This window comes from Enterobacter sp. BIDMC 30 (assembly GCF_000534355.1).
In the GTDB taxonomy this organism is placed as follows: Bacteria; Pseudomonadota; Gammaproteobacteria; order Enterobacterales; family Enterobacteriaceae; genus Enterobacter; species Enterobacter ludwigii.
On record NZ_KI973169.1, the window covers coordinates 3669362 to 3682226 of the forward strand.

The following is a 12865-nucleotide window of genomic DNA, read 5'->3' on the forward strand; positions in this document are numbered from 1 at the left end:
AAGGCACTTTTTTTAATTCCATCACGGATGTCGTTGTTCTGACCATGAAGACCACTTTTTCTGCTCGTTTTGTGCAGCGCATGGCGCTGACCACGGCCCTTTGCGCAACTGCTCTCTCTGCAGCTCACGCCGATGACCTGAATATCAAGACCATGATCCCTGGCGTTCCGCAAATCGACGCGGAATCGTATATCCTGATCGACTACAACTCTGGCAAAGTGCTGGCTGAACAGAATGCCGACGCCCGCCGCGATCCGGCCAGCCTGACCAAAATGATGACCAGCTACGTTATCGGCCAGGCCATGAAAGCAGGGAAGTTCAAAGAAACGGATCTGGTCACCATCGGTAACGATGCGTGGGCAACCGGCAACCCGGTATTTAAAGGTTCATCATTGATGTTCCTGAAACCGGGCATGCAGGTTCCTGTTTCTCAGCTGATCCGTGGTATTAACCTGCAATCCGGTAACGATGCGTGCGTGGCAATGGCCGATTTCGCCGCGGGAAGCCAGGATGCCTTCGTCGGTCTGATGAACAGCTACGTCACCGCGCTGGGTCTGAAGAACAGCCATTTCCAGACCGTACATGGTCTGGACGCAGATGGTCAGTACAGCTCCGCACGTGATATGGCGTTGATTGGTCAGGCGCTGATCCGTGACGTGCCGAACGAATACTCCATCTATAAAGAGAAAGAGTTCACCTTCAACGGTATCCGTCAGACCAACCGTAACGGCCTGCTGTGGGATAACAGCCTGAACGTTGACGGCATCAAAACTGGCCATACCGATAAAGCTGGCTACAACCTGGTTGCTTCTGCCACCGAAGGCCAGATGCGTCTGATCTCTGCCGTGATGGGCGGTCGTACCTTCAAAGGTCGTGAGACGGAAAGCAAGAAACTGCTGACCTGGGGCTTCCGTTTCTTCGAAACCGTGAACCCGCTGAAAGCCGGTAAAGAGTTTGCTTCTGAGCCAGTCTGGTTCGGTGATAACGACCGTGCTTCCCTTGGCGTGGATAAAGATCTGTACCTGACCATTCCTCGTGGTCGCATGAAAGATCTGAAAGCCAGCTACGTACTGAACACCACTGAGCTGCACGCGCCACTGCAGAAAAACCAGGTGGTGGGCACCATCAACTTCCAGCTGGATGGTAAAACCATCGATCAGCGTCCGCTGGTTGTTCTGCAAGAAATCCCGGAAGGCAATTTCTTCGGCAAAATCATTGATTACATTAAATTGATGTTCCATCACTGGTTTGGCTAAAAATTGAACACTTGAAAGTGTGATTTTGATCCCCATATACTAGATATCCTGATAACTCCCACCTGTCGTGGGAGTTATTCTTTTTGACGTTACGCCGGAGCTGACATGAAAACCAAACTTAACGAACTGCTTGAATTCCCTACCCCGTTTACCTACAAAGTAATGGGTCTGGCGAAACCTGAGCTGGTTGATCAGGTGGTTGAAGTGGTACAGCGCCATGCGCCGGGTGACTACTCTCCGTCAGTAAAACCAAGCAGCAAGGGCAACTACCACTCGGTATCCATTACCATTACCGCAACCCACATTGAGCAGGTTGAGACGCTGTACGAAGAGCTCGGCAATATCGAAATTGTTCGTATGGTGCTGTAGTCCCTCTGCGGTTACCCGGTTTGCCGGGTAACCCGCCTCCCCGCTTGTGATATACTCTCCCTCACCTTTTGTCCCTCGTCTTCGGAGACGTCCTTTTGTATCAGGATAAAATTCTTGTCCGTCATCTCGGGCTGCAACCTTACGAGCCTGTCTCCCAGGCCATGCATGATTTCACCGATTCACGCGATGACACCACCCCTGATGAGATCTGGCTGGTCGAACACCTGCCGGTATTTACACAGGGACAGGCGGGAAAAGCGGAACATTTATTGATGACGGGAGATATCCCGGTAATCCAAAGCGATCGCGGTGGGCAGGTCACATACCATGGGCCCGGGCAGCAGGTGATGTACGTTCTGCTGAACCTGAAGCGCAGAAAGCTCGGCGTTCGCGAACTGGTTACCCTGCTGGAACAAACCGTGGTTAACACGCTGGCGGAATACGGTATTGAAGCCCATCCGCGTGCCGATGCGCCGGGCGTCTATGTAGGAGAAAGTAAGATTTGCTCACTGGGGCTGCGTATCCGCAAGGGCTGCTCCTTCCACGGGCTGGCACTGAATATTAATATGGATCTTACCCCCTTCCAGCGCATAAACCCCTGCGGCTACGCCGGAATGGAGATGACGCAAATGCGCCAGTGGGTTGAAAGCGCAACGCCCGAGAATATTCGTCCTGTGCTTTTGAAGAACGTTTTAGCCCTACTTAACAATCCATCTTACGAATATATCACTGCTTAATATATCATGCATCATGGCTCGATTATTTGACGGGCCACTGTTTATTTACCGCTTTTACGCTTTACAATAATCCGCTTATTCTATATTTTCGAAGCGCCCGAATATTACCGCTACATATTATTTAGCCTCCAGCCAGAACTGCATACAGGGCGTAAGTAACTTGCGTGATAATCACACAACTGTTTGTTTTTGATAAACAAGTGAAACAAAACCAACACTTTACGAATCTCTACAAGCATAATAAATAAATTCAACTATCATTCATAATGTGAATGTATACGGAGTGAAAGCGTGGAGTATAATAATTTACCAGCCAAACGACTGAATGACCCAGGTGGTGAGGACAAGCCACAAATTTTTCGGACTTTACGTAATATTGATCTCAATTTGTTGACTATTTTTGAGGCAGTATATGTCCATAAGGGTATCGTTAATGCTGCGAAAATTCTTAATCTCACGCCTTCAGCAATAAGCCAGTCAATTCAAAAACTGCGCGCTATATTTCCCGACCCGTTATTTATTCGTAAGGGCCAGGGGGTTACGCCGACGGCCTACGCCACCCATCTGCATGAGTACATCAGCCAGGGGCTGGAGTCGATTCTGGGTGCGCTGGATTTAACCGGCAGCTATGACAAACAGAGAACCATCACTATCGGCTGCACCCCGTCTGTCGGCGTGCTGGTGATGCCCGCTATTTTTCAGGCGATAAAAGAGCATGTTCCCCAGCTCCTGCTGCGAAATGTGCCGCTCAACGAGCCTGATATTCAGCTTGCTCAGTTTCAGACCGACCTGATTATAGAAAGCGGCAGCTTTAGCGCCCGAGCGCTCGGACAACATGTCCTGTATGCGGATAACCTGGTGCTGGTGTGCCGCCAGCAGCATCCCGCCCTGAGCGGGCCGTTGACCATTGAAAATCTGCGCAACTACGATCATTCGTCTTTCATGACCGAAGGACAGTCCAACCATGCGCTGCGTCAGCGAATCGATGAGATATTCCCGGAACGCCAGATCAGCTTCAGTAGTTACAATATGTTCACCACTGCCTCCCTGATTGGCAGCAGCGACATGCTCTGCATCATGCCTTCGCGTCTGTATACCTTGTTGCGTAAATGTTGGCCGCTGGAGAGCATTCCTCTCAACCAGCTCAATGCGGAATCTATCGAGATTTCACTGCATTACAACAAACTCAGCTTGCGCGATCCGGTGCTGGAAAACGTTATCCGCGTCATCCGCCAGGCCTTCTGACTGGTTGATACAGCACAAGCCCCTGTCCCCTGCCGGGCAAAACGCACAAAACAACAACTATTTTACAAATTGGCGACCTGGCAGGCTGCTTTACCGACCGTTTCAATGATATACTGCCTGTCGTTCGTTCAAAAATAGTTGATAAATACAACATTCCCTTGAATAGAAACGCTTTCCTTCGATATTCGCAACTGGAACACGCACGCTATGAGTAAACCCATTGTGATGGAACGCGGTGTTAAATACCGCGATGCCGATAAAATGGCCCTTATCCCGGTTAAAAACGTGGCTACAGAGCGCGAAGCGCTGTTAAGAAAACCGGAATGGATGAAAATCAAACTTCCGGCTGACTCTTCGCGTATCCAGGGGATCAAAGCGGCGATGCGCAAGAACGGCCTTCACTCCGTCTGTGAAGAAGCCTCTTGCCCGAACCTTGCTGAATGTTTCAATCACGGTACCGCGACGTTTATGATTCTGGGTGCCATCTGTACCCGCCGCTGCCCGTTCTGCGATGTGGCTCATGGCCGCCCGGTAGCGCCCGACGCCAACGAACCTCAGAAACTGGCACAGACCATCGCCGATATGGCGCTGCGTTATGTCGTTATTACCTCCGTTGACCGTGACGATCTGCGTGATGGCGGTGCTCAGCACTTCGCTGACTGCATTACCGCTATTCGCGAGAAAAGCCCGAACATCAAAATTGAGACGCTGGTTCCAGACTTCCGCGGCCGTATGGATCGCGCGCTGGACATCCTGACCGCAACGCCACCAGACGTGTTTAACCACAACCTGGAGAACGTGCCACGTCTCTACCGTCAGGTACGTCCTGGTGCGGACTATAACTGGTCTCTGAAGCTGCTGGAGCGTTTTAAAGAAGCGCATCCCCATATTCCCACCAAGTCAGGCCTGATGGTTGGTCTCGGTGAAACGAATGCTGAGATCATCGAAGTGATGCGCGATCTGCGCCGCCACGGTGTGACCATGCTGACGCTGGGACAGTATCTGCAGCCAAGCCGCCACCACCTGCCCGTGCAGCGCTACGTGAGCCCGGATGAGTTTGATGAGATGAAAGCCGAAGCGATGGCGATGGGCTTTACCCACGCAGCCTGCGGCCCATTTGTTCGCTCCTCTTACCATGCCGATATGCAGGCAAAAGGCGAAGAAGTGAAATAAGACTGTAATATTCACTTACAGTAATACAAAAAAACCGGCCTCTTGAGCCGGTTTTTTTTCGCAAGCCCTCAGGCATTGCCGTTACTCTTTGTGAGAAAGCTTCTCTGCCGGGATGTCACCCTCGGCGCTTTTCTTCGCAGCCGCATCATCGTCGTTCATTGCTTTCTTAAAGCCTTTGATGGCGGCACCCAGGTCACCACCCAGCGTGCGTAACTTCTTGGTACCAAACAGCAGGACGACCAGTGCGGCAACCACCAGCAGTTTGGTAATACTAATCTCACCCATAGATACCTTCTTTACATAAACCAGGCTGCATTCAGCGCCAAAAACCTGATTGTATTAACGGTCATTTGACGCGTGCACACAATAGCAATCTGTAACAAGGTGAATCAAGCATTGTTGAAAAAAACATCACAATAATTGCGGTGGCGCAAACCGACGGTTGCGAAGAACCGGTAATTGCTGCCGTGCAAGCGTAATCCTCTCCCGCTGTAACTCTGTCATCAGCAAAACCGGGGCCTCCGCCGCAGCGGCTATCGTAACACCCAGCGGATCCACCACCCTGCTCTGCCCAATGTTCTTATTGCCGCACTCCCCCGAGGCCACAACATAACAGGTAGTATCCAGCGCACGCGCTGTAAGGAGCGTTGCCCAGTGATGCTCTTTAAGCGGCCCCTTGACCCACGCGGCAGGCACAACCAGCACGTCAGCCCCCTTTAACGCGAGCGTAAGTGCCAGCTCAGGAAAACGCAGGTCGTAGCAGGTCATCAACCCAATCTTAAAGCCATCGACATCAAGCAGCGGTGGGATGCTGTCTCCCGGATCCACCCGCCGCGATTCCTGAATGCTGAAGGCATCATAAAGATGGAGTTTGGCATAGCGCGCAACGATCGCGCCGTCACGGATGGCCACGAGCGTATTTACCGCTCGTCCTGCCGTCGAGGGGACATGCACCGTAAAGAGGGTGGTCAAACCATTGCCCGCACTTTCCGCCAGCAGGTGCTGTAAAAATCCGCCGTCCAGGGGCTGGGCAGACTTCACCGACAGGTCCGGGTCGTTGTCATCTCTTGCCAGCAGCGCCTCCGGCAGCACCAGCAAGGAAGCTTCTTTCAGGCGGGCCTGCCTCATCAGAGAGACACATTTATCTGCATTCTCTTGCCAGTCAGGCGTAACCGCAAACTGTCCTACCGCAACATACATATTTGTCCCCTCAGCAAAAACCGCGTTAAACTCGCCACTCTTACACATCAAATAGCAGGTATTTACAGTGTTACAACTACTTTTAGCCGTTTTTATTGGTGGGGGTACGGGTAGCGTTGCGCGGTGGTTTTTGAGTATGCGTTTTAATCCCCTGCATCAGGCTATTCCAATGGGTACGCTGGCGGCTAACCTGATAGGTGCTTTCATTATTGGCGTGGGGCTGGCCTGGTTTAACCGTATGACGCATATCGATCCCGTGTGGAAGCTATTGATTACCACCGGCTTTTGCGGCGGTTTAACCACCTTCTCAACGTTCTCGGCGGAAGTGGTTTTCCTGTTTCAGGAAGGGCGTGTCGGCTGGGCGCTGATGAACATTGCGATTAATATGCTCGGCTCCTTTGCGATGACGGGGATCGCATTCTGGCTATTTTCCTCCGCCACGACGCACTAACAGACGCTGCGTTAATGTTGGCTTAATTTTTCTCTGTCACTCTGAACGCAATACTGAACGAGGGTGACAGAATGAAACAGAACCTGATGAGCGCAGGTGTGGTGTTGTTGAGCGTGCTGATCGTTGCCAGCTTCCTCAAAATGTATCTGCTTAGCTGATTCAACGCGAAAAAAAACCCGCTCAGTGAGCGGGTTTTGAAATTCTTGCTGACGCGTCTGAATTACAGAGCGATTACGTTAGCAGCAGAAGGGCCTTTGGCACCGTTAGTGATTTCGAACTCTACACGCTGACCTTCAGCCAGAGTTTTGAAACCATTAGACTGGATTGCAGAGAAGTGTACGAACACGTCTTTGCTGCCATCTTCAGGAGTAATGAAACCGAATCCTTTGGACTCATTAAACCACTTAACGTTACCTTTAATCTTAGACATCAAAATTACCTTTACATTAAAAAACGACACAAATGCTGTGTCGGGTACCAGTACATCAATTGTGGGACCTTTTGTCCAGCGGTTCTTTGATAAAAAGTGACTAAAGTCGCGTTAATTTCTGCTGACGGTTTTTTATCTCAACGGAATCAACGACTGCACACTTTTTCACCAGTACGTGACGTTTTTTCAGTTAAAACTGAAAACGCATCCAGGCGAAGTAAACGTTACCGTTGTTGTATGTCCCCGGGATATAGGTCATCTGGAACGTTGCCGGACCATAGCCGATAGAGGCCAGAGGCAGCAGCACCGGAATCGGAATGTAGTTCCAGTTGTCGCGTGCGGTCACACCGGCGGTGTAGCCCAGCCCCACATGGAAGTTTTCATCGGCTAACGGACGCCAGGTTTTCTCCCAGCCATAACCCCCGATCGGTTCCCATTTGTTAAAGGAATCTTTAAAGGCCATCAGATAGATGCCATGCCAGTTCCCTTTTTCGTCCCAACGCGACTGACCAAAACCAGCCCCCCACGGGCGCTCGTTATATTTGTCAGTCTTTTCTTTGTCATAGGCAAAACGCGCATGCCACGTTATTGCCGGAACATACAGGTCATAATGCTCTGGCGCAGTCCAGGTCTGCGACACATTATCAGTGAAGGTGGAGAACCAGCCTTTATCGGTTGCATTGCTCTCGGCGTGTGCAACAGACGACAATGCTAACTGCCCAAAAATAAACAACAAAATGAGGAAAAATTTATTACGTACAATCACAATGCAATTACCATTCTTAGTATTCGAGGCAAAGTTTACCATAAAATAGTTTAATCAAAGCTTAACAGCATCAGCGTTATTCCTAATTAATCAGCTTCTTCCTGGGAATATTCTGAGAGGAACATACCTTCACGCCATAATAAGCACAACAAAAGTAAGCCTTTATTAGGCTTTAATACGCTGGATAACCCAACCAACGCCAGCAATGACGGTCTCCAGGGCCCGTCCCGGAGGGCTGCCGGCAGCCATTAAAAACCCAGTTCCCAAAGGGTTTTTGCCTTTTCTTTCTGCGGCGAATTTAAACCCACAAAATATTTAACAACCCATTATCATTTAATTGACATATAGTGATATCTATACCGGTCAATATGCGCATGAGATAAATGCCGGGGCTATGGCAAAAATACCGTTAATATCTTCTTTAGTAGTCTGTTTATTGATTTTAATCAGCAAGGACAGAACATTAATTCGGCACATTTCATCCTTCTTTTTTATTGATTATTTGTGCTCTCGGGCAGCAAGGATACAGGGGAAACCATGCTTACGTTTATCGAGCTCCTTATCGGAGTCGTCGTCATTGTCGGTGTAGCGCGCTACATCATTAAAGGTTACTCGGCCACAGGGGTGTTATTTGTCGGCGGGCTAACCCTGCTCATTATCAGCGCCATCATGGGCCATCAGGTGTTACCGGCCAGCGCAGACAGTACGGGCTACACCGCCACTGACATTGTTGAATACATTAAAATCCTGCTCATGAGCCGCGGTGGCGACCTGGGTATGATGATCATGATGCTGTGCGGTTTTGCGGCGTACATGACCCATATCGGCGCGAATGATATGGTGGTTAAACTGGCCTCCAAACCGCTGCAGTACATTAACTCCCCCTATCTGCTGATGGTCGCGGCCTATTTCCTTGCCTGCCTGATGTCTCTCGCCGTGTCGTCCGCCACCGGTCTGGGCGTACTGTTAATGGCTACCCTGTTCCCGATTATGGTTAACGTCGGTATCAGCCGCGGCGCGGCCGCCGCGATTTGCGCCTCGCCAGCCGCCATTATTCTTTCCCCCACCTCCGGTGATGTCGTGCTCGCAGCCAAAGCCGCTGAGATGTCGCTTATCGACTTTGCGTTCAAAACCACGCTGCCCATTTCTATCGTCGCCATTGTCGGCATGGGCATCGCACACTTCTTCTGGCAGCGTTATCTCGATAAGAAAGAGAACATCAGCCACGAGATGCTGGACGTGAGTGAAATCACCACCACCGCGCCAGCGTTTTATGCCATTCTGCCGTTCACACCTATTATTGGCGTGCTTATTTTTGACGGTAAATGGGGCCCGCAGCTGCACATCATCACCATTCTGGTGATCTGCATGCTGCTGGCCGCCCTGCTGGAGTTTGTGCGTGGGTTTAACACGCAGAAAGTCTTCTCGGGTCTGGAAGTGGCCTATCGCGGTATGGCGGATGCGTTTGCAGGGGTCGTTATGCTGCTGGTTGCAGCAGGCGTCTTCGCTCAGGGCCTGAGCACCATCGGCTTTATTCAGAGCCTGATTTCCATCGCCACCTCGTTCGGCTCGGCCAGTATTATCCTGATGCTGGTTCTGGTGGTGCTGACCATGCTGGCCGCCATGACCACCGGTTCAGGTAACGCGCCGTTCTACGCCTTTGTTGAGATGATCCCGAAACTGGCTCACTCCTCAGGCATTAACCCGGCCTATCTCTCCATCCCCATGCTGCAGGCGTCAAACCTCGGTCGCACCATTTCGCCGGTATCGGGTGTGGTTGTAGCCGTTGCCGGGATGGCAAAAATCTCGCCTTTTGAAGTGATCAAACGCACCTCCGTCCCCGTGATTGTGGGGCTGATTATCGTGATTATTGCTACGCAGGTGCTGGTACCCGGCGCAGCTTAAGCTAAATTCCTGATATCCAGAAAGCGCCTGCGGGCGCTTTTTGTGCTTTAATAATTTCCAGAAATTATTCATGCTCATTCGATCAGGAAATCACATGTTCAGGAAGGATATCGTTATTCCGTCTGGCGCAATCGCGCTGGCACTCTGTGTATTCTCCGCACAGGCCGACCCACTCAAGGCAACGCAGTATGGCGATTTCGATCGCTACGTTCTGGCTCTTTCCTGGCAAACCGGGTTCTGCCAGAGCATGGCCGACCGTAACCGCAACGAGCCCGAAGAGTGCCGTTTACAAAAAGAGAGTGATAACAAAACCGATTTTCTGACCGTGCACGGATTATGGCCGGGGCTGCCAAAATCTGTTGCCGCTCGGGGGGTGGATGAACGCCGCTGGATGCGTTTTGGCTGCGCGACCCGTCCAATCCCGAACATGCCGGAGGTGAAGGCCAGCCGCAAATGCGCTGCAGCCGAAACCGGACTGTCGCTATCAGGTGCTGCGAAGCTGAACAGCGTTATGCCAGGTGCTGGCGGTAACTCCTGCCTGGAACGCTACGAATATGCCAAACACGGCGTGTGCTTTGGTTTTGATCCTGACGCGTATTTCGGCACGATGGTGCGCATGAACCAGGAGATAAAAAACAGCGCGGTCGGCAAGTTCCTCGCCGATAACTATGGAAAAACCGTAAGCCGCAGCGATTTTGACAGCGCCGTGGCCAAGGGCTGGGGCAAGGAGAATGTCAAAGCGTTCAAACTTACCTGTAATGGCAACCCGTCCTACCTGACCGAAATGCAGATCTCACTTAAGGCAGACACCATTAATAACCCGCTTTCTGCGACCTCATTTGCTCCGCAGCCACATCCGGGTAACTGCGGAAAACAATTCGTCATTGATAAAGCCGGTCACTGATTGACGATTGGTCGGGTCATGTCAAACCGGTGCTCGTCACTGATGCCATAGTAAGCCGTCGGCCCACCCGCACGCAGGATGGGCTGCGCTTTCGCCGTCTGATAAATCCCCTCTTCCAGCAACGTTTCGGCGATGTGAATACCCACCACTTCGCCGAGCACCAGCCAGGTATCAACCGGTGTGCCGTCGGCCCCGGTAAGCTGAATACACTGCGACAGGCGACACTCAAAGTTAACCGGACTTTCTGCCACCCGCGGGGCGTTCACCAGCTGGCTGGCCGCTGGCGTTAACCCCGCAAAGGTAAATTCATTCTCATCGTGGGGAAGCATCGCCGAGGTCGCATTCATCGCTTCAGCCAGATCGCGCGTCGCCAGGTTCCAGACAAACTCGCCGGTTTCGGTAATATTACGCACGCTGTCTTTCCAGCCGTTGCTGGAAAAACCGATGATGGGCGGACGATAGTTAAAGCAATTAAAGAAGCTATACGGCGCGAGATTCAGCTGACCGGCGTTGTCGCACGAGGAGATCCAGCCAATCGGGCGTGGGCCAATAATCGCGTTCAGTGGGTCATGCGGCAGGCCGTGTCCCAGAGAAGGTTGATAGAAATACATAGTGCTCTCTTAATGGTGGGGCAGACACGAATTGCGTTTCGCTCAGTACCCTGGATCAGGACACTCAGCGTAACGCAATCCGCAAGGAATTAAGACTGAATAAATTTCAGCAAATCGTCATTGATCTGGTGCTTATGCGTGGTGCATATGCCGTGAGAACCCCCGGCATAGACCTTCAGTTCAGCGTTCGGCAGGATCTCTGCGGCCACCCGACCACAGGTCTCGATCGGGACTATCTGGTCGTCGTCGCCGTGGATCACCAGCGTCGGGATAGTCATCTTTTTCAGATCTTCACGCAGATCGGTTTCAGAGAACGCTTTTACGCAGTCATACAGCGCCTTGATCGACCCCTGAAGCCCCTGCTCAACGAAGCTCTCCCGCACCGCTTTGGACTCTTTTGCCCCCGGGCGGTTATAGCCATAAAACGCCTCGGTCAGCGCATAGAAGAAAGCTGCGCGATCGTTAATCACGCCTTCCCGAATACCATCAAACACCTCTTTCGGCACACCGTTCGGGTTGAAATCGGTTTTGATCATAATCGGTGTCACGGCACCAATAAGTACCGCTTTCGCCACGCGATCCGTACCGTGGCGACCAATATAGCGCGCCACTTCGCCACCGCCGGTTGAATGCCCCACGTGAACAGCGTCTTTCAGATTCAGACGCGCCGTCAGCTCAGCCAGGTCGTCGGCATACTGATCCATATTGTGCCCATCCCACGGCTGCGCTGAGCGGCCATGTCCGCGGCGGTCATGTGCAATTACGCGAAATCCTTTTGATCCCAGGTATAACATTTGGTCTTCAAAGGCATCCGCCGTCAGCGGCCAGCCGTGGCTAAACACCACGGGTTGCCCGCTTCCCCAGTCTTTAAAATATAAATAACTGCCGTCTTTCAACGTAATTTTGTCGTAATCGCTCATGAGATCTCCTGAGAAGAAACACTGAATGCGGATAGTCGCCCGCAGGGGGCGCTTAAAAAGAATAATGCAAATTGGCAAGGGAGCACGTTTTTCACCGAAAATTCATATGACCCATGAATGTGACCTGTATCACTTCAAAGTTGTGCGCTCAGCCAGTATCATCAGAAGAGTTAAACCCTCGCTGCCAGACGGCGAGGGTTTTCTTTTGGATTGGTTTCTGCGTTACACGCAGCATTAACGACATGGAGTAAAAAATGTCCAGACCCACCATCATCATCAATGAGCTTGACGCAGAACGTATTGACAGACTGCTGGAAAAAGCAGAATTCGCTTCGCTTCCGGTGGCTGACGCCCTGAATGAAGAGCTTGACCGGGCGCAGATGTGCACGCCTGAATCCATGCCTCACGACGTGGTCACCATGAACAGCCGGGTTAAATTCCGTAACCTGGCCACCGGTGAAGAGCTGACCCGAACGCTGGTCTACCCGGCGCAGATGACCGACAGCAGTGCACAGCTTTCGGTCCTTGCCCCTGTGGGTGCCGCGCTTCTTGGTCTGCGTACGGGAGACACCATCAACTGGGCGTTGCCAGGCGGTGCCGCGGCGCATCTGGAAGTGCTGGAGCTGCTCTACCAGCCAGAAGCCGCGGGCGACTACCTGCGTTAACCCCATCTGAACAAACGCTCCCGCGTTGCACAGAGGATGCACCCGCATCCTCTTTCCGCAAATTCACCCGATTATCCTATATCGCCCGAAAACCCCTTAACCCACGCTTAATCTGTTTGGGTGCCGCGGGGACGGTCATGAGTGAGATAGTGGTTATCACACTTATTTTTCTCATTATTCTGGCGATCATCGTCATGGCGGTGCTTTATCTTGAGCGTCATCGGTAAGCGATA

General features: G+C 51.8%; 16 protein-coding genes. 10 read left to right on the plus strand and 6 right to left on the minus strand.

Annotation, left to right across the window (positions count from 1 at the left end):
• Window positions 1-44 precede the first annotated feature (44 nt).
• The 5 genes from dacA (at window position 45) to lipA (ending at window position 4780) form a co-directional block, all read left to right on the plus strand.
• On the plus strand, window positions 45-1256 hold the full coding sequence (gene dacA / locus L466_RS05090) for a D-alanyl-D-alanine carboxypeptidase DacA (protein WP_014169116.1): 1212 nt from the start codon (window positions 45-47) through the stop codon (window positions 1254-1256).
• A 105-nt stretch (window positions 1257-1361) separates the two neighbouring features.
• Window positions 1362-1625, plus strand: coding sequence for a DUF493 family protein YbeD (ybeD, locus tag L466_RS05085; protein WP_003858718.1), 264 nt, complete (start codon window positions 1362-1364; stop codon window positions 1623-1625).
• A gap of 95 nt (window positions 1626-1720) precedes the next feature.
• Entirely contained in the window at window positions 1721-2362 is a 642-nt protein-coding gene (gene lipB, locus L466_RS05080) for a lipoyl(octanoyl) transferase LipB (RefSeq protein WP_020885000.1), read from the plus strand.
• Window positions 2363-2653: 291 nt separating this feature from the next.
• Window positions 2654-3607, plus strand: coding sequence for a YbeF family transcriptional regulator (locus tag L466_RS05075; RefSeq protein WP_020885001.1), 954 nt, complete (start codon window positions 2654-2656; stop codon window positions 3605-3607).
• A gap of 207 nt (window positions 3608-3814) precedes the next feature.
• Window positions 3815-4780: a lipoyl synthase gene (gene lipA, locus L466_RS05070; protein WP_014169113.1), complete on the plus strand. Its 966-nt coding sequence runs from the start codon at window positions 3815-3817 to the stop codon at window positions 4778-4780.
• Between the two features lie 81 nt (window positions 4781-4861).
• On the opposite strand, the gene tatE is transcribed toward lipA, so the two are convergent.
• Window positions 4862-5065, minus strand: a complete 204-nt coding sequence (gene tatE / locus L466_RS05065) for a twin-arginine translocase subunit TatE (RefSeq protein ID WP_014169112.1) — start codon at window positions 5063-5065, stop codon at window positions 4862-4864.
• A 126-nt stretch (window positions 5066-5191) separates the two neighbouring features.
• Window positions 5192-5980, minus strand: coding sequence for a deaminated glutathione amidase (locus L466_RS05060; protein WP_032677679.1), 789 nt, complete (start codon window positions 5978-5980; stop codon window positions 5192-5194).
• Between the two features lie 67 nt (window positions 5981-6047).
• Between L466_RS05060 and crcB the strand changes: the two genes are divergently transcribed.
• Window positions 6048-6431: a fluoride efflux transporter CrcB gene (gene crcB / locus L466_RS05055; RefSeq protein ID WP_014169110.1), complete on the plus strand. Its 384-nt coding sequence runs from the start codon at window positions 6048-6050 to the stop codon at window positions 6429-6431.
• Between the two features lie 220 nt (window positions 6432-6651).
• Here the strand turns inward: crcB and cspE are convergent, their stop codons facing one another.
• Both cspE and pagP read right to left on the minus strand, forming a co-directional pair.
• On the minus strand, window positions 6652-6861 hold the full coding sequence (cspE, locus tag L466_RS05050) for a transcription antiterminator/RNA stability regulator CspE (RefSeq protein WP_002439184.1): 210 nt from the start codon (window positions 6859-6861) through the stop codon (window positions 6652-6654).
• A 190-nt stretch (window positions 6862-7051) separates the two neighbouring features.
• A complete protein-coding gene (gene pagP / locus L466_RS05045; RefSeq protein ID WP_014169108.1) occupies window positions 7052-7669 on the minus strand; it encodes a lipid IV(A) palmitoyltransferase PagP in 618 nt (205 codons plus the stop codon).
• Window positions 7670-8164: 495 nt separating this feature from the next.
• Here pagP and dcuC point away from each other — a divergent pair, with 495 nt between their 5' ends.
• Window positions 8165-9532, plus strand: coding sequence for an anaerobic C4-dicarboxylate transporter DcuC (gene dcuC / locus L466_RS05040; protein ID WP_020885003.1), 1368 nt, complete (start codon window positions 8165-8167; stop codon window positions 9530-9532).
• Window positions 9533-9626: 94 nt separating this feature from the next.
• Complete coding sequence (gene rna, locus L466_RS05035) at window positions 9627-10436, plus strand: ribonuclease I (RefSeq protein ID WP_020885004.1); 810 nt, start codon at window positions 9627-9629, stop codon at window positions 10434-10436.
• On the opposite strand, the gene L466_RS05030 is transcribed toward rna, so the two are convergent.
• Together L466_RS05030 and L466_RS05025 are read right to left on the minus strand one after the other, a co-directional pair.
• On the minus strand, window positions 10430-11047 hold the full coding sequence (locus L466_RS05030; protein WP_025204679.1) for a flavin reductase family protein: 618 nt from the start codon (window positions 11045-11047) through the stop codon (window positions 10430-10432). The two genes, rna and L466_RS05030, sit on opposite strands and share 7 nt — an antisense overlap.
• Window positions 11048-11136: 89 nt before the next feature.
• Entirely contained in the window at window positions 11137-11967 is an 831-nt protein-coding gene (locus tag L466_RS05025) for an alpha/beta fold hydrolase (protein WP_020885006.1), read from the minus strand.
• A 254-nt stretch (window positions 11968-12221) separates the two neighbouring features.
• Here L466_RS05025 and rnk point away from each other — a divergent pair, with 254 nt between their 5' ends.
• Together rnk and yldA are read left to right on the plus strand one after the other, a co-directional pair.
• Window positions 12222-12632, plus strand: coding sequence for a nucleoside diphosphate kinase regulator (gene rnk / locus L466_RS05020; protein WP_014169101.1), 411 nt, complete (start codon window positions 12222-12224; stop codon window positions 12630-12632).
• Between the two features lie 137 nt (window positions 12633-12769).
• A complete protein-coding gene (yldA, locus tag L466_RS24085; protein WP_271661446.1) occupies window positions 12770-12859 on the plus strand; it encodes a small membrane protein YldA in 90 nt (29 codons plus the stop codon).
• Window positions 12860-12865: the final 6 nt, after the last annotated feature.